The organism is Metabacillus malikii (assembly GCF_030813355.1).
Taxonomy (GTDB): domain Bacteria; phylum Bacillota; class Bacilli; order Bacillales; family Bacillaceae; genus Metabacillus; species Metabacillus malikii.
On sequence record NZ_JAUSUD010000022.1, the window covers coordinates 1 to 24,452 of the forward strand.

Annotated in this window: 21 protein-coding genes; 7 read left to right on the forward strand and 14 right to left on the reverse strand. The window is 34.1% G+C overall.

Annotated features, from left to right (window positions below; genetic code table 11):
- Positions 1–198: 198 nt before the first annotated feature.
- Positions 199–1,521, reverse strand: coding sequence for a xylose isomerase (xylA, locus tag J2S19_RS17855; protein ID WP_307344558.1), 1,323 nt, complete (start codon positions 1,519–1,521; stop codon positions 199–201).
- A gap of 574 nt (positions 1,522–2,095) precedes the next feature.
- On the opposite strand from xylA, the gene J2S19_RS17860 reads away from it, so the two are divergent.
- Positions 2,096–3,382, forward strand: coding sequence for a glycosyltransferase family 2 protein (locus tag J2S19_RS17860; RefSeq protein WP_307344560.1), 1,287 nt, complete (start codon positions 2,096–2,098; stop codon positions 3,380–3,382).
- Here J2S19_RS17860 and J2S19_RS17865 read toward each other — a convergent pair.
- The 11 genes from J2S19_RS17865 to glnA form a co-directional block, all read right to left on the reverse strand.
- Entirely contained in the window at positions 3,379–3,591 is a 213-nt protein-coding gene (locus J2S19_RS17865; RefSeq protein ID WP_307344562.1) for a hypothetical protein, read from the reverse strand. The genes J2S19_RS17860 and J2S19_RS17865 overlap by 4 nt on opposite strands.
- A 17-nt stretch (positions 3,592–3,608) precedes the next feature.
- Entirely contained in the window at positions 3,609–4,016 is a 408-nt protein-coding gene (locus tag J2S19_RS17870; RefSeq protein ID WP_307344564.1) for a DUF2642 domain-containing protein, read from the reverse strand.
- Between the two features lie 125 nt (positions 4,017–4,141).
- On the reverse strand, positions 4,142–4,738 hold the full coding sequence (gene cysC / locus J2S19_RS17875; RefSeq protein WP_307344566.1) for an adenylyl-sulfate kinase: 597 nt from the start codon (positions 4,736–4,738) through the stop codon (positions 4,142–4,144).
- Positions 4,739–5,044: 306 nt separating this feature from the next.
- Positions 5,045–5,758, reverse strand: coding sequence for a glycosyltransferase family 2 protein (locus tag J2S19_RS17880; RefSeq protein WP_307344568.1), 714 nt, complete (start codon positions 5,756–5,758; stop codon positions 5,045–5,047).
- Positions 5,759–5,889: 131 nt separating this feature from the next.
- Positions 5,890–8,406: a glycosyltransferase gene (locus J2S19_RS17885; RefSeq protein ID WP_307344570.1), complete on the reverse strand. Its 2,517-nt coding sequence runs from the start codon at positions 8,404–8,406 to the stop codon at positions 5,890–5,892.
- A 34-nt stretch (positions 8,407–8,440) separates the two neighbouring features.
- Complete coding sequence (locus J2S19_RS17890; RefSeq protein WP_307344572.1) at positions 8,441–9,160, reverse strand: glycosyltransferase family 2 protein; 720 nt, start codon at positions 9,158–9,160, stop codon at positions 8,441–8,443.
- 66 nt (positions 9,161–9,226) lie between these two features.
- Positions 9,227–10,123, reverse strand: coding sequence for an NAD-dependent epimerase/dehydratase family protein (locus J2S19_RS17895; RefSeq protein ID WP_307344574.1), 897 nt, complete (start codon positions 10,121–10,123; stop codon positions 9,227–9,229).
- Positions 10,116–10,946, reverse strand: a complete 831-nt coding sequence (locus tag J2S19_RS17900) for an SDR family oxidoreductase (protein WP_307344576.1) — start codon at positions 10,944–10,946, stop codon at positions 10,116–10,118. The genes J2S19_RS17895 and J2S19_RS17900 overlap by 8 nt, the downstream gene beginning before the upstream one ends.
- Complete coding sequence (locus J2S19_RS17905) at positions 10,947–11,933, reverse strand: polysaccharide biosynthesis protein (protein WP_307344579.1); 987 nt, start codon at positions 11,931–11,933, stop codon at positions 10,947–10,949.
- Positions 11,926–13,017: a non-hydrolyzing UDP-N-acetylglucosamine 2-epimerase gene (wecB, locus tag J2S19_RS17910; RefSeq protein ID WP_307344581.1), complete on the reverse strand. Its 1,092-nt coding sequence runs from the start codon at positions 13,015–13,017 to the stop codon at positions 11,926–11,928. Before wecB ends, J2S19_RS17905 begins: the two co-directional genes overlap by 8 nt.
- Before the next feature lie 925 nt (positions 13,018–13,942).
- A complete protein-coding gene (gene glnA, locus J2S19_RS17915) occupies positions 13,943–15,307 on the reverse strand; it encodes a type I glutamate--ammonia ligase (protein WP_307344584.1) in 1,365 nt (454 codons plus the stop codon).
- 449 nt (positions 15,308–15,756) lie between these two features.
- Between glnA and J2S19_RS17920 the strand changes: the two genes are divergently transcribed.
- From J2S19_RS17920 to nadE, 6 genes are all read left to right on the forward strand, one after another.
- Positions 15,757–16,476 (forward strand): 3-ketoacyl-ACP reductase, encoded by a 720-nt coding sequence (locus tag J2S19_RS17920; protein ID WP_307344586.1) that lies wholly within the window; start codon positions 15,757–15,759, stop codon positions 16,474–16,476.
- Between the two features lie 333 nt (positions 16,477–16,809).
- Positions 16,810–17,589, forward strand: coding sequence for an NUDIX domain-containing protein (locus tag J2S19_RS17925; protein ID WP_307344588.1), 780 nt, complete (start codon positions 16,810–16,812; stop codon positions 17,587–17,589).
- 26 nt (positions 17,590–17,615) lie between these two features.
- A complete protein-coding gene (locus J2S19_RS17930) occupies positions 17,616–18,164 on the forward strand; it encodes a cysteine hydrolase family protein (protein WP_307344590.1) in 549 nt (182 codons plus the stop codon).
- Between the two features lie 49 nt (positions 18,165–18,213).
- Positions 18,214–19,698, forward strand: coding sequence for a nicotinate phosphoribosyltransferase (locus J2S19_RS17935; RefSeq protein WP_307344593.1), 1,485 nt, complete (start codon positions 18,214–18,216; stop codon positions 19,696–19,698).
- 42 nt (positions 19,699–19,740) lie between these two features.
- Positions 19,741–20,355, forward strand: a complete 615-nt coding sequence (gene nadD, locus J2S19_RS17940) for a nicotinate (nicotinamide) nucleotide adenylyltransferase (RefSeq protein WP_307344595.1) — start codon at positions 19,741–19,743, stop codon at positions 20,353–20,355.
- Between the two features lie 14 nt (positions 20,356–20,369).
- The gene (gene nadE / locus J2S19_RS17945; protein WP_307344597.1) at positions 20,370–21,188 is read left to right on the forward strand and encodes an NAD(+) synthase; all 819 of its coding nucleotides are present in this window, start codon (positions 20,370–20,372) and stop codon (positions 21,186–21,188) included.
- 246 nt (positions 21,189–21,434) lie between these two features.
- Here nadE and J2S19_RS17950 read toward each other — a convergent pair whose 3' ends face one another.
- A complete protein-coding gene (locus tag J2S19_RS17950; RefSeq protein ID WP_307344599.1) occupies positions 21,435–22,925 on the reverse strand; it encodes a UxaA family hydrolase in 1,491 nt (496 codons plus the stop codon).
- On the reverse strand, positions 22,909–24,393 hold the full coding sequence (locus tag J2S19_RS17955; RefSeq protein ID WP_307344600.1) for a tagaturonate reductase: 1,485 nt from the start codon (positions 24,391–24,393) through the stop codon (positions 22,909–22,911). Before J2S19_RS17955 ends, J2S19_RS17950 begins: the two co-directional genes overlap by 17 nt.
- Between the last annotated feature and the right edge of the window lie 59 nt (positions 24,394–24,452).

The window sequence follows — 24,452 nt, forward strand, 5'->3', positions numbered from 1 at the left end:
AATGAAATAGCCGTAATTCGATTAAAAAAGTCGGGATTTACGGCTATTTGTAATGCGTACCGAAAGGATGCGCTTATTTTATAATTCGGGCTTACATATAACTAATTCCCGTATTTTTTATTTCAAAAATAAAAAAGAAGATGGTAGCACTGAATACTTCAACAAGAAATATTCAGTGCTCCATCCTCTAATCTTCAATTATTTTGTAATAGTTTCTAATAAGTATTGATTTAAAATAGCTTTTAATCGTTCTGTTCTACCGGATTGATTTTTAATTTCAGTTAACTCTAAAGCGTATGCTTCTAGTTTACGAAGATCTGCTTTACCTTCAACGATTTCAAGACCAATTCCTTCGTTATAGCTGCTATAACGGTCATCAATAAAGTCTTCAAACACTCTATCCTCAAGTAGTTTATTTGCTACTTTTAAGCCAACTGCAAATCCATCCATTCCAACAATATGAGCATGGAATAAATCTTCAACATCAAATGAACCTCTTCTTACTTTAGAATCAAAGTTTAATCCACCTCTTCCAAGGCCGCCATTTTTCAGGATTTCATACATAGCTAAAGTAGTAGAATATAGATCTGTTGGGAATTCATCAGTATCCCATCCAAGTAATGGATCACCTTGGTTAGCATCTACAGAACCTAACATATTATTAATACGTGCTACATGTAATTCATGTTCAAAAGTATGACCTGCTAAAGTTGCATGGTTCGCTTCAATATTAAATTTAAATTTATCTGCTAAATCATATTTTTGTAAGAACGATAATCCTGTTGCAACATCAAAATCATATTGGTGTTTAGTAGGCTCTTTTGGTTTTGGTTCGATTAAGAATTGTGCATCAAAGCCAATTTCTTTTGCATAGTCAACAGCCATATGGAAGAAACGAGCTAAGTTATCTTGCTCTAATTTCATATTTGTGTTTAATAATGTTTCGTAACCTTCACGGCCACCCCAGAATACATAGTTTTCAGCACCTAATTCTTTACCAACCTCTAAAGCTTTTTTCACTTTTGCTGCTGAGTAAGCAAAAACGTCAGCATTGTTAGAAGTTGCAGCACCGTGTACGTATCTTGGATTTGTAAACATATTTGCAGTATTCCATAATAACTTTGTTTTACTAGTTGCCATATATTCTTTAATCATCGCAACAATTATATCTTGGTTTTGATTAGACTCTCTTAATGTGCTTCCTTCTGGCGCAATATCAACATCGTGGAAACAGAAGAATGGTACATTTAATTTTTCAAAGAATTCAAATGCCGCTTCAACACGTGCTTTTGCACGGTCTAGACCTGTAAGGTGGTCCCAAGGACGAATTGCAGTACCTACTCCAAATGGGTCTGAACCATCTGCATCAAATGTATGCCAGTAAGCTACACCAAAGCGAAGAATCTCTTCCATTGTTTTTCCATTGATAACTTCTTCAGGATTATAGTACTTAAATGCGAAAGGATTTTTAGATGAAGCACCCTCATATTTAATTGCGTTAATGTTTTCAAAATAAGCCATGTTATATTCCTCCTAATAATAAAAGCTAGTTATACTGTTATCGCTTTCAATAGTTGCTCATTTAGCAAGTTAACTTTGTAACTTCTATAATTATATTATCAAATAATAGTTAGTTTGTCTATCCAATAAACAAAGTTTTTATTATTTTTTTACTCTTTTATAAATCTTTGTTTTTTTATGTATAAATTCTTAATAGGTGGATTGTTTGGATTCAAGACCCTAGGGAGATACGTGCACATTTTGAGACTCATGCTTTTAAACTGATAATGTTGGTCACCACCTTACAAAAACCGAGTAAGTAGCTGAATTCAACTAAAAATTACAACATAATAAATGCAATAAAGTTTGCTAAGCAGTTTTATTTCATGCTTTCATCTTTAGTATATCCATAATTAATCAATATATTTAAGAAATTTCTTATTTATATTATTTTTACTAAGTTTATTTATTGTCTATTCAACTACGTCATTTTTAGACAAGTATAATAAATACTTTATCATTCACCAATAGTCGATAACATAGCTTAAATAAGATAATCATAGAGTACAATATACAAACAACGAGGTGATTTAAGATGAATAGGAAGATCCATGTATTTTTAATTGATTATAAAAGCACTAAATCAATCAATGTCGCCTTGAAGTCATTATTTAAAATCAACAGATTTATACTGACTACGACAGCATTCGTAAACGATCAAATTCAGATTGACACACCACTCGCTTTTCAACAAATTAAAATCACTCAATTCAAGCGGAACAATCTGAACAAGTACTTAAATGAAACATTACAATCCGTATCAGAAGGTTATGTTCTCTTTTTATTTGATAGAGATTACTTATCCAATTATTCATTTATTGAAAAATTAAAGGAGAGTAAACAAACAATTTTCGTCCAAAAGAATAAGATAAGGAATATAACTTTACTAAGGCCTTTCTTTATCCATACTTCACTACTTAAACGTACAAATTTCTTTCACCTAATGAAGGTTCCGTTTAATGAAGCGATATTGAACGGTTTCCTTCATTCACTTGTTCAGGAAGGGGCAGTATTTACTATTCAATTTGAACAATCACTTTCACAAACGACAAGTAGTAAGAACCCTAATGTGGCAGAAAGAATGAAATTTATCAGTAAATACTTGTACAAACCTAAGTCACTACAAACTTCTGCACCTACAATAAGTATCATTATTTCTACATATAACATGGCTGAATATGTTGAGGAAGCGATTAGCTCTTGTCTTCTGCAAACGGAGCTGCCAGAGAAAATTGTCATCATTGATGATGGGTCAACTGATGAGACATATCAGCGAATTTCAAATTATTCAACATTACCAATCGTTATTGTTAAGAAGCAGGCTATAAATTTAGGTAAGGCGAAGTCTCTAAATACTGTTTTACCACTTATAAAGACTGATTATATTCTTGAGCTTGACGCTGATGATTGGTTAGACCCCGATGCAATTCAAATTATAAAATCACAGCTACTAAACTTAAATCAAAATATCTCTGTATTTTATGGGAATTTCCGAAGGTGGAAACAGCAACATGACACACTTCTATATAAAAACATTAGTAAAGGATACCCGATACAAACTAAAGAGCAATTCCTTTCGTATCATTTTCCGTTAGGACCTAGGATTTATAAAACACGTACGATAAGAGATATTGGAGGGTTCCCGATAACTAAATTTGAACAGGGTAGATTTTATGAAGATGTTAGTACACTTTATGAATTACTAAAGATTAGCCAATTTAGTTACAAGGATTTCACAGTCTACAATATTAGAGAACATGACGGAAGCATCACAAAAAGAAGCCATTCCAAATGGAATGACTTTTTAAAGCACATTACTTAAGCAGCTGCTGAAAGAAATCTAATAAAGTTCACTGCATTTAGAGAAACATTTGTTGTTGTTCCTTCGCCATAGCCTGAACTTAGAACAATACGGATAATCTCGCCCGATACTAGACCTAGAACACCTTCAAATACATTGTTATCAGTTGTTACTTGAACACGTGTACCGATTCTATCTTGTAGTTCATCTATCAAATTTTCACTAAACATGCTTACATCCTCCCTCCTTAAAGTTCAACTACTGATTCAATTTGGTCATATAATACAAAGACGAGGTTTCCAGTGCTCTCTATTAATGAGATATAGTCGTCTTGCACTCCGATAAGAGTTCCTGTAAGTGTATCAAACGCAGTAGTCACTTGAACTCTCTCATTTAATAAAGTTCTCAATAAACCGTAAAGTGTTTCAGGTAATACTGGAGTTGGAGTCGGATCTACAGGTGGTGGAGTTGGTGTATCACCATTGTCATCTCCACAACTTACTTCTACATTGACATCAAAGTCTAGTAGATTCCCCAAATTAGCACTCAAATTAAAAGAACTAGAACTGTTATCTGAGAGAGCATTAGTTAAATCTACAAGTCTACGCAATAATGCCGCTCTATTTTCATTTCTGAATGAAAAGCGAATCGCCAAATTACTCATCCTTTCTGTGATTAATTATGTCCCCTACTATATATTATGAACTGTGGTAGATTGTGTACTAAGCTAATTGATTAATTCAGTTAAAATTCCGCTTCTTGAATAATGAATTCTATTAATTACAAACGAATATACTGGTTATCCTTTAAATAATTGATTATCACTTCAGCGCATTCTTCTGGTGTTCGTTTCATTGAATTTATCGTCAATTCAGGATTTAATGGCTCTTCATAAGGCGAGTTAATACCTGTAAACCCATTGATTAATCCTGAACGCGCTTTTTTATATAAACCTTTCGGGTCTCTTTTTTCACATTCCTCTATAGGGCATTTTATATAGATTTCAATAAACTCATTGTTTTCGACCTTTTTTCTCGCGCTCTCTCTATCTGCTTGAAAAGGTGAAATGACGCTAGTCAATACGATAATGCCAGCATCTACAAAAAGTTTTGATATTTCTGCTACTCTTCGAACGTTTTCTTTACGATCCTCTTCAGTAAAATCTAAATTATTATTTATACCCTTCCTTATATTATCTCCATCTAATATATAGGTAGAATGTCCACTGACGTGGAGCTTTTTCTCTACTAAGTTTGCAATTGTTGACTTTCCTGATCCAGACAGTCCGGTAAACCAAAGTACAAAGCTATTATGACCGTGTAATTCTTGTCTACTCCTCTTACTTATATGGAAATGATGATTATAGAGATTTTCCATTAGCTCACATCCTCTCAAAATTTCTTATCTCTATAAGAAGTCACCTACTTACCATCACCTTCAAATAAAGATGATCAAGACGTGTTGCCCGAATGAAATGATGGGAGTGAGACTACAAATGTGCATATCGAGGAGACTACCGCAGTTGCATTCATTACTACAATATGTATATTGGAAAAATATGACTCCATCTTTATCCTATAATCACTAAAATGAGGCAGATATAATTAGAAAGTTGAGATTATAAAAGCGTTTATTTACGTAGGGGTTGTCTACAGAGTAGGAGCCAGGGGGATGTAACAGTTATCATCGTTTCAATTTTTCTCTTTTTATTAATTCTCGAATCGCTTGCTTATATCGTTTCTTAACAATCTCCGTTTCAACTAATATTGCATCGGAGTGTCGTTTCGTGCCCATGCTTTCATGTACCCTATAAAATACTAGATTTTGATTAAAATATGAATAATTGTAATGAAGCAGTATTTTACACCACATATCATAGTCATTTGCAAACCGAAGTGATTCGTCAAAAAACCCGACTACGTCAAAAAGCTCTATCTTCGCTAACACAGTACAGCCATTGATTGGACAATTCTTTAAAAATCTTCTCATAAACTCCAAATTATTGTGAAACGGTGTCGTGGAAACTGTTACAAAATCTCCACTTGCATTAATTATTGTATATGGGGAAAAGGAAATGATAGCATCTTCTTGTTCCATAAAAGCTAATTGCTTTTCAATTCTATCTATTGCAAAGAGGTCATCTGAACTTAACCAAGAAAAATAAGTACCTGTAGCCGCTTTAATTCCAGCATTTAAAGCACTAGCAGTACCACCATTATCTTTGCGAATATATGTTATTTTAGGTAGGTAAGGAATCATTTTATCCATAAATTCCGTCGAACCATCATCAACGACAATAAGCTCAATGTCATGATAAGTTTGGTTTAGGACACTTTCAATCGCTTCGTTAATGTACTCACAATTATAAAAAGGGATAATAACCGAAACTTTATTCATCGAATCCTCCTTGATTTTATATCATTTGAAGAAATACCTGTTGAAGAAAAATAAATTGAGTATAGTATATTCTCACCTTAAAGAATGGTAAAAGGAAACAGATAGTTTGCTATCAATTCCCTTTTACTATATTAATAGTTAATCATTTTTAGATAATTTAATGCGAAGGTGTTTATTTCCGGGTCGATAACTAGCTCTTTTAGCTTTTTTTTGATTTTCGCTATGTCATATTCTGAACCTTCGAAAATATTTTTAATAGGTAGACCCTTCCCTTTTCTGAAAGCAACGTGTTCGAGCATGTAAGTGAATGATTGTTTTACTTCCTCATAGTCAGTAGGATACTTGTTCAATAGTGATATATATGATTGATAAATATCGTGAACATTTGTTGGAGAAATGTGAAGTAGTACAAGGGCAAAAATTCTTAATTGTAGTTCAGGATATTTCTTGAAGAAAAAATAGAAATTTCGATTTGCTTCATCATTATTTGTACTTGCAACAGGATGTTCCTGATGGAATGTTCGTAAACCAAGATGATTTAGAAATTTGATACCTGACTTATATAAACGATACCCCATTTCAATGTCATCCCATCCGTAACCCGGGTATTCCTCAAACAAGCCAACTTTCATTAAATTTTCACGTCTTACCGAAACATTACCGGTACAAAAAATGAACCACGGAAAGTGAAAGCTCTCTAGTTCATTCCCAAAACGATTGAAAAGAATTTCCCTAAAATAACGTTCATGCTCTTTTTCAAAAGAGAGATGAATAAATTTTTGTTCTCGGATATCATCCTCATTTAGTAATTGGACGATTTTGTCTTGCTCATGCTCACTATACTTTTTATATCGCTGTTGAGCTTCTTTTGGATATTGCTTCATTAATTGGGTCAATTGATTTTTTTGTTTAGGTGAGAAATCTTGAAAATAAGTTGAATATACTCCTCTTAATACCATGCTCCCACTAACGGCTAAGGAGTCATGTAGTTGATGTGCCGAGTAATGCTGTTGAATAAAATCTGCTTTAACGAGTATTTCAGCATCTAGAAACACAATCACATCACCGACAGCATGTTTAATTCCTAAATTACGGATGTTTGGGCGTCCAAGTTTGCGATTGCTTCTGATAAATTTAAAAGGGTAAGAATAATCGCTTTCTTCCATTATTTTTATAGATAAGTCAGTTGAAGCATCATCAACCATTAATATTTCATACTCATCTTTATTAAAAGTTTGATGGTCAAATGAGGTTAGTGATAATTGATTTTGAGGAAACTTATTAAAGTTAGGCATTACGACGCTTACTTTTATATTTTGTTTTCTGCCATTTCTATACATTCTACTGTTGTAATAATCATTTCCCCAAATAAGTTCGCTTTCACCTTCAAATTCTGTTTTATCGATAATTTCTTTTACTTCTTCATCTGATAGACTCTTGCTCCAAATTCTCAGCGCACGAACTTCACCATGAAAATGACTACCGTTTAGATTGCCCCCTAGTAAATTTGTCGGTGCAAGTTGATTATCACTAGTAACACCATCTTTAACGTGAACACCATTAATGTATAAACTCGGTTGCCTTTCATGATAAACGATCGCAACATAATTCCACCCTATTAATTCTCCCTCGTAAATAAGAGTTGCTACTAGTTCATCATTTTGACTTTTTTCATATACGGTTACACCATTCGTTGCTATCGATACACTAACACTGTTCATACGATTTTGTGCAAATAAAAATGATTTATTTTCTCCTGTTGCAACCTCCCCTATTTCATCAATAACATGTGTCTTTTCTGGCTTTACCCAACATTCTAGTGTAAAATTATCATGAATCGTCGTAACACTTTTACTAATCCCGATGACTTCATTTCTTAATGTAATAGATGCACTCGGCTTTTCATATTCCATTTTGACAATTAATTGTTTTGCGTATTCATAAAACTCTGTTTCAATCCTTTTAGAAAACTCCTTTTTCCAATTACCTATTTTACCAGTTCGAAATGTTACTGATTCTTCCGGTTTATTGCTATTTTCCATCTGTAATAATACATCTTGAATAACGTCTTCTGGTAGTGAATCATTATATAAATAGTTGAGTATCCTTTTAAGTTGATATCTTTGTGAATCTCTTGAAATAACTAAATCTTCAAATCTTATCACTAGAATTTGTAATTCCTTTAACCAATCTAAATAATAATTAATAGATTTATAAAAAGACGGATACTTAAATTGTGCTTCTTCATCCTCAAATCCTCGTATTAATTTTGATAACCGTTCCTCTCTGTCATACTCCTTCTTCACGAAGTATTGTGCAATAGGCGTATGTTTTAAATCTTTCATTAAATAATATTCAAACGATATTAAAATATCTCTTGGATCCCTGATTAGCAAAATGTGCTTTATTTCATTATCAGTTAACCATTGTGAAAATTGTTTGTCATAATGAATATGTCCACATATATATCCATTTTGTCCAGCAGCAACGATTTGTTCAAAATGTTGCTTCGGCGTATCTATACCTGAATAAATGAACCCTTTATATACAAGACTTGGGATGCCTGACAATAATTGTCTTAGTAAATGCGTCCCACTTTTATGAATGCTATTAACTAAAAATGGTGGTATTTCAGGTAATTGAAACAAATTATATTCTCCTTTCCTTCGAGTTTTTATAAGTTTATCTTCCGTTTGTTAAAAGTTGCTTAATTTTAGGTGAGTATTCATCTTTAATGTGTTGAAATTCTGTCATTTGCTCTTCACGATAAACGATTGATCCCATTTGTTCATGTGTACGATAATTTGTTAATGCAACAGGTAAGTAATAGATTGGATGTTCAAGAGCAACACGTAACCAATATTCGTAGTCTTGTGTAAATTTCAATTGTTCATTAAATGTTCCAATAGATTCAATTACATTTCTATGCATCATAACAGTACAGCCATTAATCGGACAACTTTCAAGAAATGTTTCTAATATTTCCTGCTCATTCACATAATTTTTACTTAGATTTTTCTTAATAATAGATGAATTTTTGTCTATTAAATTGAAATCTGTAAAACTAATCATTGCGTTCTTACTCTTCATAAATTTCAGTTGCTTCTTTATTTTATTCGGTTCAAATAAGTCATCAGAACTGAGCCATGCAATAAATAAGCCATTTGCTTTTTCTATCCCTGCATTAAGAGCCGCTGCAACACCTTTGTTTTCTTGCTCAATATAGGTGATTTTTGACATATACGGTGTGATTAAATGTTGGTTTGTCGTTGAGCCGTCATTCACAACAATAATTTCAATATGAGGGTAGGATTGTTTTAATACACTGACGATTGCTTGATTCACATATCGACAGTTATAAAAAGGGATCACAACTGATATTAACGGATTTAAAATGGTCAAGAAGCTTCCCCCCTTTCTTTAAACACATATTAGTCTTTATACTAGTTGTATAGAAGAAACTATAACCTATTTTAATTTGTTCCGATAAAAATTGAGGGTATCTTGTAAACTGGCTTCGAAGGAAATTAAAGGTTTCCAGTCGAGGTTTTTTAGTTTTGCGGGTTCTATCTGGTAACTTTCTTCAATGATTGCTTCCTTCGCTTTGACTTCAAAATCCACGTTTGCATTATTTAGAAAATAGTCAGTAACATCCTTTAAGGTCCGATTAAAGCCAGTTGTAATATCATAGATTTGGCCAACTTCTCCATGTTTACAGAGTACATCATATGCCCGAACTGCATCCCTAACATCAAGAAAATCACGTGTCGCATATAAGTTATTCACATTTATCAAAGGTTCTGCCTGTTTTTTCTCAATTACTGCAACTTTTTCTGCGATGATTGAACAAATGCCATTAGAGTATCCCGGTCCAATTAAATTTGTTGGTTTCGCAACTACAACCGGAACTTGATATAAGCGCGACCACGATTGTGCAATCATACATTGTAAAGTCTTACTTAAGCTATACGGATGTTTTAACGTCTCCAAATTATCAGGATTAAACTGAAGCACCGAGCCAACTACTACGATTTTCTTAACATTAGTATATTGTCGAGCTGCCTCTATTAAATAGGCGGTAGATAAACTATTCGCTTCTAGAGAATGAAGTGGTTCTTCCCACGACCTTCCAACATGATTTTGGCCAGCTAAATGCAGGATAAATTCAGGGTTTATTTTTTTTAGAAGATTTGTTACTTCGAGTTTATTTGAGAGGTCACATGTTTCAATTTTGATATTATGAATTGGTACATAGTTTCTAGAAACACCTATTACTTCATAACCTTCACTGCTAAAATATTTTGCTGCATGTCGACCTGTAAAACCAGTTATACCTGTAATGAGGATATTACCTCGTTTAGTCATTTTCCTTCATCCAGTCCCTTAAATCAGTAAGCATTCTTTCATACGAAGGGATTGTAAAATGGTAATCGGTTCTTGTACTTTTTATCGTTCGGTCAAGAACAACCTGCTCATCCTTGCTAATCGTAACATCCTCTTTATTGAAGACCTTTTGAATCAATTTTAATAGCTCATATTTAGAGATTTTTGTTTCCGAACCTAAATGATATAGACCTGTAACATTGTGTTTAATCATATCTTCAGTTGCCTTTGCCAATTCAAGTGTCGTAACACCGTTCCAAAAAACCTTGTCAAATCCATTAATTGTTCCCTTTTGTTTCATAAACCATAAAAATAATCCGATTCCATCATCCTTCAATTCTGGACCAATAATTGAGGTTCGAATTGTTAAATGGTTATCTGAGATGATTTCACCCCATTTTTTTGATTGAGCATACATTGTGGTACCATCAGGGATATCGTTTTCTGTATAGTCACCTTTTGTTCCTAAGAAAACACAATCTGTACTAATATGAACAAGCTTACCATTGTATCTGTCACACAATTTGGCTAATTCATTTGGTAGAATACTATTTATCTTTAATGCTAATAATGGATTTTTCTCAGCAAAATCATTTAGTATTCCAATGCAATTTATGACAATGTCTGGTTTAACAGATTCGATAACTTCTTCAACATGATGAGCGTTTGTCACATCTAAAAATAATCCTTCCTGGTCGTGTTTATCTCTAGATGTGTATATAACTTCATACTCTTTTTTAGAACGGAAGTATGAGGTTAGCATATGACCTGCCATCCCTTTTCCTCCAAGGATTAATAGTTTCACTTAAATAAAACCTCCCTTCTCAAGCATATCCTTAATTTCATCTCGACTAATTAATCCTGTACCAGAATGATAGCTTTCAAGGTTAACAGGATGATATCCTTCATAGTGCTCTTTTAATCCTGGAATATAAATAGAAGGTAGAATCACAAAATATTCTTCATCATAGGTTATCGTCGTTTGGCTTTCATATTTAGAAAGTAATAATTCATTAATTTTCTCACCTGGACGAATGCCGAGAACCTCTATTTCTACATCCTTTTTCCCCGATGCATCAATTAACACATGAGCCAAATCTACGATCTTACAAGCTGGCATTTTCATAACAAAAATTTCTCCACCTATTGCTTCATATGTCGCTTTAAAAACTAGTTTTATTGCATCTTGCAAAGTTAAAAAGAAGCGTGTCATATTTAAATCAGTAACCCCTATTTTTTGTTTTTCCTGTATTTGCCGTTTAAATACATGAATAACACTTCCATTTGTCCCTAATACATTCCCACCTCTTATACAGACAAACTTTGTATCCGTATTTAAGGTATTTGCATGAATAATCAATCTCTCCCCCATCGCTTTTGATAGACCATAAAAATTTGATGGATTTGCTGCTTTATCAGTTGAAATATATACAACTTTATGAACCTTACAAGCAATCGCTGCTTCGATTACATTTTGTGTTCCTATTACATTCGTTTTTAATGCTTCGATTGGTTGGTCTTCACAAACCGGGACATGTTTCAACGCTGCTAGATGAAAGATAAAATCTGCACCTTGACATGCCTCGATCAAAGCATCCTTTTCTTTAATATCCCCTATTATGAAATGAAGTTTTGGATGGTTATCAAATTCTTGTTTCATCGTAAATTGATTAGATTCATTCCTGGTAAAGATACGAATTTCTTTTGGGTTTTCTTTTATAAGCTGTCGTACTAGTTCATATCCCCATGAACCTGTTCCACCTGTTACTAACACTGTTTGATTTTTAAACAACTTTCATTCCTCCTAAAATAATTTTAATTACTTTATCTGAAACGTTCTCATCGGCATATCCTTCTGGAATTGGCCAATTTTTCGGTTGGTTTACCATTACCTTTACACAATTTACAATTTGATTAGCATGAATCCCAGATAACATATTGCTTCCACATTCAATTGTTTCTGGACGCTCCGTCGTTTTTCGAATTGTCACAGCAGGTACATGAAATATACAACACTCTTCTTGGACGGTTCCGCTGTCTGTTAAGACACAAAAGGCTTCTTGCTCCAATTTAACAAAATCAAAAAAGCCAAACGGCTCATGGAATTCAATGTTTGGATGTAAATCAAATCCACCTGTAGCATCGATTCTTGATTTCGTCCTCGGATGAATGCTACAGATTACTCTCTTTTTGTATGAGTCAGCAATAATATTTAACCCTTTCATGATTTCAAGTAAACGGTCTTTATGATCGACGTTTTCTGCCCGATGTGTCGTTACAAGAAAATAATCATCTGATTTTAACGAAAGATTTTTCATTATAGTACTTTTATTGACTTCTTCTTGATAGTGATTTAATACTTCATATATTGGGTTTCCTGAGGTAATGATTCGATTTTTTGGGATCCCTTCATTTAGTAAATTTTCTTTACTTTGAGGAGTATATGGCAAATTAAAGCTTGATATTGCATCAATCACTTTACGATTTTTTTCCTCTGGTACTTCCAAATCAAAACATCGATTGCCTGCCTCCATATGAATCACTGGAATCCCCATTCTTTCAGCTAAGATAGCACTTAGACCACTATTTGTATCGCCTAGAACTAACACTTTATCAGGTTTTTCCTTTATAAATAGCTGCTCTAGACTTTTAAACATTGTCGCCAATTGTTCTCCAAGGCTTTGCTGGTCATTTTTTAGCACATAGTCAGGCTTCCTAATATTTAATTGTTCAAAAAAGATATCACTCAATGAGGAAGTGAAGTTCTGCCCTGTATGAACTAATACATGTTTGTCAGCGAATATATCAAGTTTCTTTATAACTAAGCTGAGGCGTATAATTTCAGGACGAGTACCTAAAATCGTCATTACTTTCATTTTCATTCCCCTTATGTTAGAAGATTTTGTTCGACTTTATCCTTTATTACTACACTATGTTTGTAAAGCAAACTTGCCTTAGGCAAAACTATTAACTTATTATCTTTAGTTAATGGAATCAGACCTTATTCGCTTTCTAGTTGATTTGTCTAGTAAATTAATGATATAAGCTAACATATGGAATAGTTTATTTTTGTGTTAATGTTCAATTGAAAGATTCTCTTGAGATCGTGAAAGAGGAAAGGATTTTGTAGACGAATACGTGAGGAGTCCGAAAAACGAATCCGGAAAGTCCGGCGACGAGAAGGCAATAACTAATCGTAAAGGACTCACATAAAGTAAATTGGGTGTATTGATGATGACTTATTGCAAGTAGATTAACTGATGTTTGCTTATTCGTTGAACCGCAATTTCGAAGCTTACCTCATGCTTTTTTAGTACTTATGCTGATACCAAACTAAATTGACGACTAGGAGCAAAAATGTTTAAAAAAATATAAAAAAAAGAGCAAGGCATGTAGTGAATAAAAAACTACATACTTTTGCTCTTTTTGATTACCGTGAGGCTGGGGCATAACAAAAAACAAACCTAGTTAAATACGAACAGTGTTTTTAGAGGTTCATAAAGATATGAAAAATACGAACTATTAGTTGATATTTCTCTTTAAACCTTCATGTTGGTTTTACAAGGTTGACGTTCTGGTTGATTTCCACTTGCAGTACTCGCTTTCCGCGGGGTGGGTGCTGAGCCTCCTCGGCGCTAACGCCTGTGGGGTCTCACCCCTCCCACGCATCCTGCAGGAGTCTCGCAATCAGCTCCAATCAACCTTTACAGAATTTGTAACAACCTTTTGTCTCAGCCTCTTTTCCTCTTTTTGTTTACCATACAATAATGTCTAAATCATTATTGATAGCATAGCATTCTATTAAAATTTCGATTGGTAATTAACTAGTTCCCACGTATGAACTGCTGTACGATAATTGTTCCACTCAGCTTTCTTTGCAGTGACATACTTATTATACACATGTTCTCCTAACGTTTTGCGTCCAATCTCTCCGTTCTCTAACTCTGCAACCGCAGACTCAAGACTCCCCGGTAAATTCTCGATACCTAATTGAGTACGATATTCATCAGTCATATGGAAGATATCTTCGTTAATCGGAGCTGGTGCTTTTAAATCTTTTTCGATTCCATCTAAACCAGCTGATGCGATTACCGCAAATGTTAAGTAAGGATTAGCAGATGGATCTGGACAACGTAGTTCTACTCTAGTTGCCATTCCTTTTTTCGCAGGAATTCTGATTAACGCTGATCGGTTAGATGCTGACCATGCAATATAGCAAGGTGCTTCGTAGCCTGGTACTAACCGCTTATAAGAGTTTACTAACGGGTTCGTCACCGCTGTAAAATTCTTAACGTTCTCTATTAAACCACCAATAAATTGATAAGCTTTATTTGACAATTGGAGCTCATCAGTAGGATCATAAAATGCATTCTCACCATCTTTAAAGAATGACATATTTACATGCATACCAGAACCATTAATTCCAAAGACTGGTTTCGGCATGAATGTTGCATGCAAACCAAATTTTTGCGCAATTGTTTTGACGACCCATTTATAAGTTGTTGCTAAATCTGCAGCACCTAATGCATCTGCATATTTAAAATTAATCTCATGTTGTCCTTCTGCAACCTCATGATGCGATGCCTCTATAATGAATCCCATTGCTTTTAAAGCACGATATATCTCTAATCGTACCTTTTCTCCTAAATCCTTTGGTGACGGCTCAAAATATCCGCCATTATCACTTAGTTCCATTGTAGGGTTCCCATTTTCATCTGCTTTAAATAGGAAGAACTCCAATTCTGGGCCAACAGAAATTGTATAACCTTGTGCCGCAGCACGGTCAACTGTCTTTTTTAATACATTGCGTGTATCACCTTCAAATAGCGTACCATCCGGATTTGTTGCTGAGCATAGAAACCTAGCCTCTGAATAACCATCTTCTACAGTCCAAGGTAGAACAGCAAATGTACTGTAATCAGGCATTAAGTATAAATCTGATTTATTAATCGGTGAAAAACCTTTTACAGACGAGCCGTCAAACATTTGCTTTCCTTCAATTACATCCTCGATTTGTTCAGCTGTAACAGTAATGCTTTTTAGAATACCTTCTATGTCGACGAATTGTAAATGAATTAATTCAACACTTTTCTCTCTTATTATTTCTCTTATTTCTGCTAAAATTTCCGAATCATTCTTATCCTTTGAAATAACCGCTTCAGCCATGTTAGAAAACCTCTCATTCAACGTCTATTTTTATAACATGAGTATATTATATGTAAATGATATCTAATTGACAAGTGCTTTCTATTAAAAATATTCAGTATTTTTAATAGATTCACTAGGAAGCGTTTACATGTTATCTTATGATTATTTTCCATTTCCCCTCAAGTGGTAACGATTACATAGTAACAGCGACTATCAACTAACAAAGGTTCTGTCTACTTCAATACGCACAACAACTATCCACATTCCGGGAAGTCCAATTTTTAATAGCCTTCTGCCGTTTGCAAAACATTACAACATGCAGCTTACACATCTGTCACAAAGTAAATAAAATAACAATATTTTTTTTAGAATCGTAGATACTAAATAAGCAATTCTTTTGACTTCCCCTTCATTTATCGGTATAAATGAAACGAATATTTATTTACATATTGGAAGGAGTAAACATGATGGCCCAATCTCTACAAGGTAAAACTGCACTTATAACAGGCGCAGGAAAAGGTATAGGACGTGCAACAGCTATCGCCTTAGCAAAAGAAGGTGTACATGTAGCATTATTGGCAAGAACAGAACAAGATTTAGTTAATGTTGCTCAAGAAATTAAAGCTTTTGGAGTAAAAACAGCAATCGCAACAACAGACGTATCCTCAATTGAGGAAGTAAATGCAGCAGTTGAAAAGTTGAAAAATGAACTCGGTTCAATCGATATTCTTATTAATAATGCTGGAATAGGAAAGTTCGGAAAGTTCTTAGAGTTAGAGCCTGAAGAATGGAAACGGATCATTGATGTGAACTTGCTTGGAGTTTATTATGTTACACGTGCCGCACTCCCACAATTAATTGAGAAAAACGGCGGAGATATTATTAATATTTCATCAACTGCAGGACAAAAAGGCGCACCAGTTACTAGTGCTTATAGCGCTTCAAAATTCGGACTGCTCGGACTAACAGAATCACTTGCTTTAGAGGTACGGAAGCACAATATTCGTGTAACTGCACTAACCCCTAGTACTGTAGCTACAGAATTAGCATATAAAGAGAATTTAACAGACGGTAACCCTGAAAAAGTCATGCAACCTGAAGATTTAGCAGAATATATTGTTGCACAATTAAAACTACATCCACGTATTTTCGTAAAATCTGCAGGTTTATGGTCAACTAATCCTTAAAGATTATAGGGTGACTCATTAGTGTATGCCCTGCTCAAGCACACTATCTATTTGTTATTGAAGGACATACACTTTAATTCGGGTCACCCGATATTTTTTATCGTTCATTTCTTTAATGAGGAAATTTCAATTCTTACTTTCTCCTCTAACTCCTTCTCTTTTATCAATCAAAATATTTTCCTTCCAATTTACAAACAATATCTAAGACAAACATTTATTTTTAATAATTTTTCCACTTTTATAAATTTTCCGTAGACAATTAAATGGATTTAACATATAATACTATTAACAATTAACATTTTGTTAATTAAAAACATCACAGGAGTGCAAACTATGTCAAATAAAGAAGCATTAAAACATTACAATTCAAAGCTCTTTCGCACACCAGATGGCTATACATCAGATATTGCAGTCTTTACGATTATTTCAACGAAAGTTGGTGAATTTAAACCTCCAACGATGACATTGATGGTTATGCTTATTAAAAGGTCAGAATTAAATGCAGAAGGTCAACCAAACATTGAAGCCGGTAAATGGGCCCTCCCTGGTGGTTTTGTTCAGGAAAATGAATCAGCATTTGAAGCTGCCAAAAGAGAATTACAAGAGGAAACAAATGTAAAAAGTATTCATATTAAGCATTACGGTGTTTATGATAAACCCGGTAGAGACCCTCGTGGTTGGATAATTTCAAATGCGCATTATGCCATTGTGCCAGAGCATAAACTTTCTAACCGCAAAGCAAATGATGATGCAACCGATGTGAAGTTATTTCCAGTTGATGAAGTTCTTTCATTAGATTTAGCTTTTGACCATCAAGAAATCATCCAAGACGCAATAACGGTAATTAAGCATGATTTACTACAAACAACGATCGCAAAAAGCTTTTTACAAGATAGCTTTACTTACTCAGAATTACAAGCAGTATTAAAAACAGTTACAAATGATCCTGGAATTATAAGTGATCAAGCATTTGCAAGAAAAATAAAAACACTTCCCTTTATAGAGGAAGTACCAGGAAAAAAAACACAGCGAACATCGAAAACACCAACACAGCTATATAAATTCAAAGATGAGTTTAATCTCATTAGACCGATTTATACTGCTAGATATTAAAATATTAAATATCAGGAGGAGACAAAATGAATAAAGCATTAATAAACATTGACTATACGTTCGATTTTGTTGCTGATAATGGAGCATTAACATGTGGAAAGCCTGGTCAAGAGATTGAAAATAAGGTAGTTGAAATTACAAATAACTTTATTCAAAATGGTGAGTATGTTGTCTTTGCAATTGATATGCATGATGAAAAAGATACGTTTCATCCAGAAAATAAATTATTTCCACCGCACAATATACAAAATACACCCGGACGTCATTTATATGGTGCTTTAAACGACTTGTATGAAAAAAATAAACACCTTAGTACCGTTCAGTGGATGGATAAAACTAGATATAGTGCTTTTGCAGGGACTAATTTAGAAATTAAACTTAGAGAACGAAATATTACAGAACTACATTTAGTAGGTGTTTGTACAGATATTTGTGTCCTACACACTGCTATTGATGCTTATAACAAAGGCTTTACGATCGTTATTCATAAAGATGCTTGTGCAAGTTTTAACAATGTAGGCCATGAATGGGCTCTTGACCATGTTAAAAATTGTTTAAATGCATCAGTTATTTAGTTACACTCACGCAAAAACTTTTATGACTTAATAATTGGAGGATTTTCAAATGCACAATAACTATACAGATGATAGTTTAGCTTTACACACTGATTTATACCAAATTAATATGACAGAATCTTATTGGGACGATCATATTCACGACCGTAAAGCCGTTTTCGAGGTCTATTTCCGCAAGTTACCATTTGGTAATGGTTACGCTGTTTTTGCTGGGCTTGAAAGAATTATCCAGTACCTTAATCATTTTCAGTTTAGTGATTCAGATATCGCCTATTTAAGAGATGAATTAGGGTATAAGGAAGATTTTTTACAATATTTAAGTGAATTACGGTTTACTGGGACAGTATACTCTGTCGTAGAAGGTGAAATGGTGTTTGGTAATGAGCCAATTATGCGAATAGAGGCACCTCTAGCAGAGGCACAACTCGTTGAAACCGCAATATTAAATATCGTTAATTACCAAACACTTATTGCAACTAAAGCTGCACGTATTAAACAAGTCGCAGGTGAGGATACACTAATGGAATTTGGGACTCGCCGTGCTCAAGAGTTAGACGCTGCAATATGGGGAACGAGAGCTGCTTATATTGGAGGTTTCCATGCAACATCTAATGTTCGTGCTGGTAAATTATTTGGGATACCTGTATCAGGAACTCATGCACATGCCTTTATCCAAGCATACAAAGATGAGTACGTAGCCTTTCATAAATACGCACAACGTCATAAAGATTGTACATTTTTAGTTGATACTTATGATACTTTACGTTCAGGTGTTCCTAATGCTATTAGAGTAGCTAAGGAATTAGGCGACCAAATTAATTTTAAAGCAATTCGGCTTGATAGTGGCGATTTAGCTTACTTAAGTAAGGAAGCGAGAAAAATGCTTGATCAAGCAGGTTTTCATGACACGAAAATCGTTGCTTCTAATGATTTAGACGAGGAAACGATTATGAACCTAAAATCACAAGGTGCAAAAATTGATATATGGGGAATCGGTACAAAATTAATTACAGCTTTTGACCAACCTGCATTGGGAGCTGTATATAAGCTAGTATCTATTGAAGATGAAGATGGGAAAATGGTTGACACGATAAAAATTAGCGGAAACCCAGAAAAAGTATCTACTCCGGGTCTAAAGAAAGTATATCGGATTATTAATCGCCTTAACAATAAATCTGAAGGTGATTATATCACCCTTGAACATGAGAAGCCTCAAGAAGAAGAAAGATTAAAAATGTTCCATCCTGTGCATACATTTATTAGCAAGTTTGTGACAAACTTCGAAGCTAAGGAACTACATGAGAAAATATTTGATAATGGCAATCTTATATATAGCAGTCCTAGTTTGAAAAAAATGCAAGCATATACAATGGAAAACTTACAACTATTATGGGATGAATATAAGCGTTCTTTACACCCTGAAGAATATCCGGTAGATTTAAGCCAACAATGCTGGGATAACAAAATGAGAAATATTGATGAAGTTAGGCAAAAAGTTTCTGACATGATCGCAAAACAGAGAGAAATCAACTAATTTAACTCTTTAGTAAATCCACTGCGGAAGGAATGGCATTCTATGGGTAAAATCGGAATATACGGTTCTTCTTTTGACCCAATTACTAATGTCCACCTTTGGACTGCAAGCACAATTCATCACCGCTGCAAACTAGACCAAGTAATATTCTTGCCTTGTTCTAATAAACGGAAAGATAAGCAAATGAAAACTGAGGACGAACATCGTTGGAATATGCTTCATTTGGCGATAAAAAATAATCCGGCTTTTAGTGCTGATGATTATGAAATGAAGCAAAATGCGTGGAATATCTCAACATATGAAACATTAAAATATTTCAAATCAAAATATCAACAAGACACAATTTATTTTATCATGGGTGCAGATTTACTTGTAGATATCGGAAAAGGAAAATGGGGAAATTCTGACTTACTCGTTCAAGAAAACAAATTTATAGTTATGGCTCGAGATGGTATAGATATGCTTAAAACTATAAGCAGCTCACCTATTTTACGAAACAATGATGACGGTGAAACATTTCATTTGATTGATAAAGGACTTGCGATGGAAATAAGCTCAAGCTATATTAGAGAAGAATTTTCACTAGACGGCGAACCAAGGTACTTACTACCTGAGGAATGCTACCAATACATTAAAAAACATTCCTTATATAAATAGGAGGAAAAATATTCATGCGATTACAAAAACAAATAATGACTGATTTACAAGTTAACAGTACAATACATCCTCAAGAAGAAATCAAAAAAAGAATTGCTTTTTTAAAAGATTATGTAAAACGGACGAAAGCAAAAGGATTAGTATTAGGTATTAGCGGTGGTCAGGATTCAAGCTTAGCTGGACGCCTAGCGCAATTAGCAGTAGAGGATTTAAGAAATGAAGGCTATGAAGCAAAATTTATTGCAGTTAGATTACCCTACAATATCCAAAAAGATGAAGATGATGCACAACTAGCGTTATCGTTTATTAAACCAGACGAAAGTATTGCTTTCGATATAGCAAACACAGTTGATATATTTGCAAAAAGCTATTTAGAAACAACAGGGGAACAATTATCGGACTTCAATAAGGGCAATGTTAAAGCAAGAGTTCGCATGATTACACAATATGCCATTGGCGGTCAAAACGGATTATTAGTCATTGGAACGGATCATGCAGCCGAAGCAGTGACAGGATTTTACACTAAATATGGTGATGGTGGAGCCGATTTACTGCCTCTAGCAGGTTTGACAAAGCGCCAAGGAAAGAGCCTGCTCATTGAATTAAATGCACCAGAAAGATTATATTTAAAAACGCCAACAGCGGATTTACTTGACAATACACCTTTACAAGCAGATGAAACAGAGCTCGGTATCAGTTATGACCAATTAGACGATTACTTAGAAGGTAAAAATGTACCTCAGGAAATAGCGGAGAAAATCGAAAACCGCTACCTTATGTCACAACATAAGCGTGAACTTCCTGCAACGATGCATGATAATTGGTGGAAATAAGCAAAAGTGATAAGAATGCTACTTATATTACGTTACTCTCTTAATATAAGTAGCATTTATCTTGCCCTTTCTAAAGTCAGCTCGTGCATCAAGTGAAATAAAGGAATCTCGATGAGCACAACGGACGAATCTGATGGCTAATCATGTAGTTTGAAATTTTTTATGCTGCACCAACCAATCCGATTTTAGTTAACATAATTAAATTATATTAAACTGTGTGGTTGTATTTATATTATTTTTTTAAATTTACAAAGTAACACCAGATTTAAAAATGGCAATCTCTCTAAAATCATTTTTTTCATTATTAACTAATTCTCCGCTTGCCACGCTTATTACATAATCAATAAAGTCCTGTAATAACTCTTCATGAGTTTGTGCTTCAATTAATGTTCCTGCATTAAAATCAATCCAATGTTTTTTCGTTTCAAAAAGCTGTGTATTTGTTGATATTTTCATTGTAGGTACAAACGTTCCAAATGGCGTTCCTCTTCCAGTTGTAAATAATACAAGTTGACAACCAGATGCAGCCAATGCAGACGAAGCAACAAGATCATTTCCTGGTGCACTTAATAAATTTAGACCTTTCTTTTTTAGCATTTCGCCATATTTTAAAACATCTACAACAGGTGCGGCTCCAGCCTTTTGTGTACAGCCTAATGATTTGTCTTCAAGCGTTGTAATACCACCTGCTTTATTTCCAGGTGAAGGGTTTTCGTAGACTGGTTGATTATGTGATTGAAAGTATCGTTTAAAGTCATTTATTAGTTGGACAATCTTTTCAAACACTATTTCATTTTCTGCACGTTCCATGAGAATTTTTTCAGCACCAAACATCTCTGGAACTTCCGTTAGTACGGTTGTAGCTCCTTGTGTGATTAGGAAATCAGAAAGTAAACCTAGTAAAGGATTTGCTGTTATTCCTGAGAAGCCATCAGAACCACCACACTTTAATCCTATTTTCAATTCTGCTAGTGGAACTTCCTCTCTTTTATCTTCTTTCGCATTTTCAAAGATTTCAATTAATAACTTTACACCTTCTTCTACCTCATCAGATACTGATTGTGACCGCAGAAATTTAATCCTAGACATGTCGAACTCTCCAAGTGCATCTTTAAATTCTTCGATATCATTATTTTCACAGCCAAGCCCTAATACTAGCACTCCCCCAGCATTCGGATGTTTAACTGCATTTGTTAGGATTGTTCTTGTATTGAGGTGGTCATCACCAAGTTGTGAGCATCCATAATTATGTTTCAATACTTGAATTTGTTCAAAAGGTGCAATATCGCCAACTCTATGTTTAAACTCTCGAATAATTTGGTCGGCAATACCATTGACACAGCCGACAGTCGGAACAATCCAAAGCTCATTGCGAATCCCAACATTTCCATTGCTTCTTCGATACCCTTTAAACGTTCTATCTATCTGTGTAAATGGTAAAGGTTGCATATTTGGCTTATATTCATACTCCTCTACTCCTGATAAATTTGTCTTTGTATTATGAGTATGAACATGATGACCTGCTTCAATATTCTCTGTAGCGTGACCAATCGGGAAGCCATATTTGATAATATTTTCCCCGCTGCTTATTTGCTTTATCGCAATTTTATGTCCCTTTTCGATTCCTTCTTTGACATGAATCGTTAATTGGTCAACTTCGATCACTTCATCTTTTTCGATTGTTCTAACAGCAACAACTACATTATCCTTATCATGTATTCTAATAGACGCCTTCATTTGCTTCACCCTTTAAAAATATTGATAATGCTTCTTTTACCCCTTTTTCAATCATGATTGTTACATTCATCAACACTTCCTCTTTTAATCCTGTTAGTTTTGTTAAATCTGTACCCCAAAGTTTTTCATCACCTAGTAAAGCTTGAATGATATTTTCAAGTGACTTGTTTCCTGAATCATATCCAGTCCAAGTTTTACTAAAGGTATTTAATACGTATTCATCGTCTGTAAGAGTGATAGCTTCATTGGCTCTTTTTCCACGATAGTAGAGTAGCAGCGAACTTAATGAGAGAATAATAGCCTTTGGTAATGAATGATGTTTTTCGTAATAATCGACAATTGTTGGAAGTACTCTTGCTTTAAATTTTGAGATTGAATTTAGAGCAATACTTGATAAATAATGCTGGATAAACGGATTCTTAAAGCGGTTGATTACATCGTCTGCAAAATCGACTAAATCCTCCTTTGGAAAATTTAAAGCTGGAATAATTTCCTCGTAAATAACATGTTGGATATAGTCCGATGTTATATCTGAAGTAACCGCTTCATGAACAGTATTTATACCTGCTAAATATGAAACAGGAGTCATTAACGTATGTGCCCCATTTAAAATTCTAACTTTCTTTAATCGATAAGGCAGTAAATCATCGACAATATGGACATTTAATCCTGCTAATTCTGCTGGAAATTCCTCTTTTATTGTTTCTGGACCTTCAATGACAAATAGATGAAATTGCTCGGCAACGACGATTAACTCGTCCTTATAATTAAGTTCAGCCGTTTTTTCTTGAATCGTATCTTTTGGAAAGCCTGGAACAATACGGTCAACTAGTGTATCACAAAATATGTTCGCATCTTCCACCCATTTTATAAACTCTGAACCTAACCCCCAATATTCAGCATACTTCTTAATGATATTTTTAAGTTCTACTCCGTTATGTTCTATAAGTTCACATGGAAATACAATAAAGCCTTTTGTCTTATCACCTTTAAAAGTGAGGAACCTTTTATATAAAAATGCAGTCAATTTTCCCGGATAACTCTTTTGAGGCTGATTTAATGAACGATCCTCTGGCATAAAAGCAATTCCCGCTTCTGTCGTATTCGAGAAGATAAATCGAAGATGTGGATTTTCAGCTAATTCTAGATACTCTTCGTATGCTGATGTTACATCGATTCCTCTGCTAACACTTTCGATAATTTCATATTCACTTACAGGTTTTTCATTCTTAATACCTTGTGTATATAAAGTATACAATCCATCTTGTTTGTTTAAAATTTGAACTGCCCCGCTTTTAGTAGATTGTATGACGACAATTCTTCCATTAAACAAATTTTGCTTATTCATCTCATGGACTTGCCAATCTATAAAGCCTCTGAGAAAGTTACCAGTACCAAATTGTATAGCTTTTTCGGGTAGCTGTTGATAACGATTCTCCCCGATTACCTCATTACTTAATTGTTTCAATAGTATCCCTCCTATATGTTTGCACACGTTAACATTTTACTTTTAATTGAAACCGCTGC

Excerpts from the sequence above, each read along its gene's own strand:
- xylA (WP_307344558.1), bottom strand. The coding sequence starts at position 1,521 with ATGGCTTATTTTGAAAACATTAACGCAATTAAATATGAGGGTGCTTCA.
- J2S19_RS17860 (WP_307344560.1), top strand. The coding sequence starts at position 2,096 with ATGAATAGGAAGATCCATGTATTTTTAATTGATTATAAAAGCACTAAA.
- J2S19_RS17865 (WP_307344562.1), bottom strand. The coding sequence starts at position 3,591 with ATGTTTAGTGAAAATTTGATAGATGAACTACAAGATAGAATCGGTACA.
- cysC (WP_307344566.1), bottom strand. The coding sequence starts at position 4,738 with ATGGAAAATCTCTATAATCATCATTTCCATATAAGTAAGAGGAGTAGA.
- J2S19_RS17880 (WP_307344568.1), bottom strand. The coding sequence starts at position 5,758 with ATGAATAAAGTTTCGGTTATTATCCCTTTTTATAATTGTGAGTACATT.
- J2S19_RS17895 (WP_307344574.1), bottom strand. The coding sequence starts at position 10,123 with ATGACTAAACGAGGTAATATCCTCATTACAGGTATAACTGGTTTTACA.
- wecB (WP_307344581.1), bottom strand. The coding sequence starts at position 13,017 with ATGAAAGTAATGACGATTTTAGGTACTCGTCCTGAAATTATACGCCTC.
- glnA (WP_307344584.1), bottom strand. The coding sequence starts at position 15,307 with ATGGCTGAAGCGGTTATTTCAAAGGATAAGAATGATTCGGAAATTTTA.
- J2S19_RS17920 (WP_307344586.1), top strand. The coding sequence starts at position 15,757 with ATGGCCCAATCTCTACAAGGTAAAACTGCACTTATAACAGGCGCAGGA.
- J2S19_RS17925 (WP_307344588.1), top strand. The coding sequence starts at position 16,810 with ATGTCAAATAAAGAAGCATTAAAACATTACAATTCAAAGCTCTTTCGC.
- J2S19_RS17930 (WP_307344590.1), top strand. The coding sequence starts at position 17,616 with ATGAATAAAGCATTAATAAACATTGACTATACGTTCGATTTTGTTGCT.
- J2S19_RS17935 (WP_307344593.1), top strand. The coding sequence starts at position 18,214 with ATGCACAATAACTATACAGATGATAGTTTAGCTTTACACACTGATTTA.
- nadD (WP_307344595.1), top strand. The coding sequence starts at position 19,741 with ATGGGTAAAATCGGAATATACGGTTCTTCTTTTGACCCAATTACTAAT.
- nadE (WP_307344597.1), top strand. The coding sequence starts at position 20,370 with ATGCGATTACAAAAACAAATAATGACTGATTTACAAGTTAACAGTACA.
- J2S19_RS17950 (WP_307344599.1), bottom strand. The coding sequence starts at position 22,925 with ATGAAGGCGTCTATTAGAATACATGATAAGGATAATGTAGTTGTTGCT.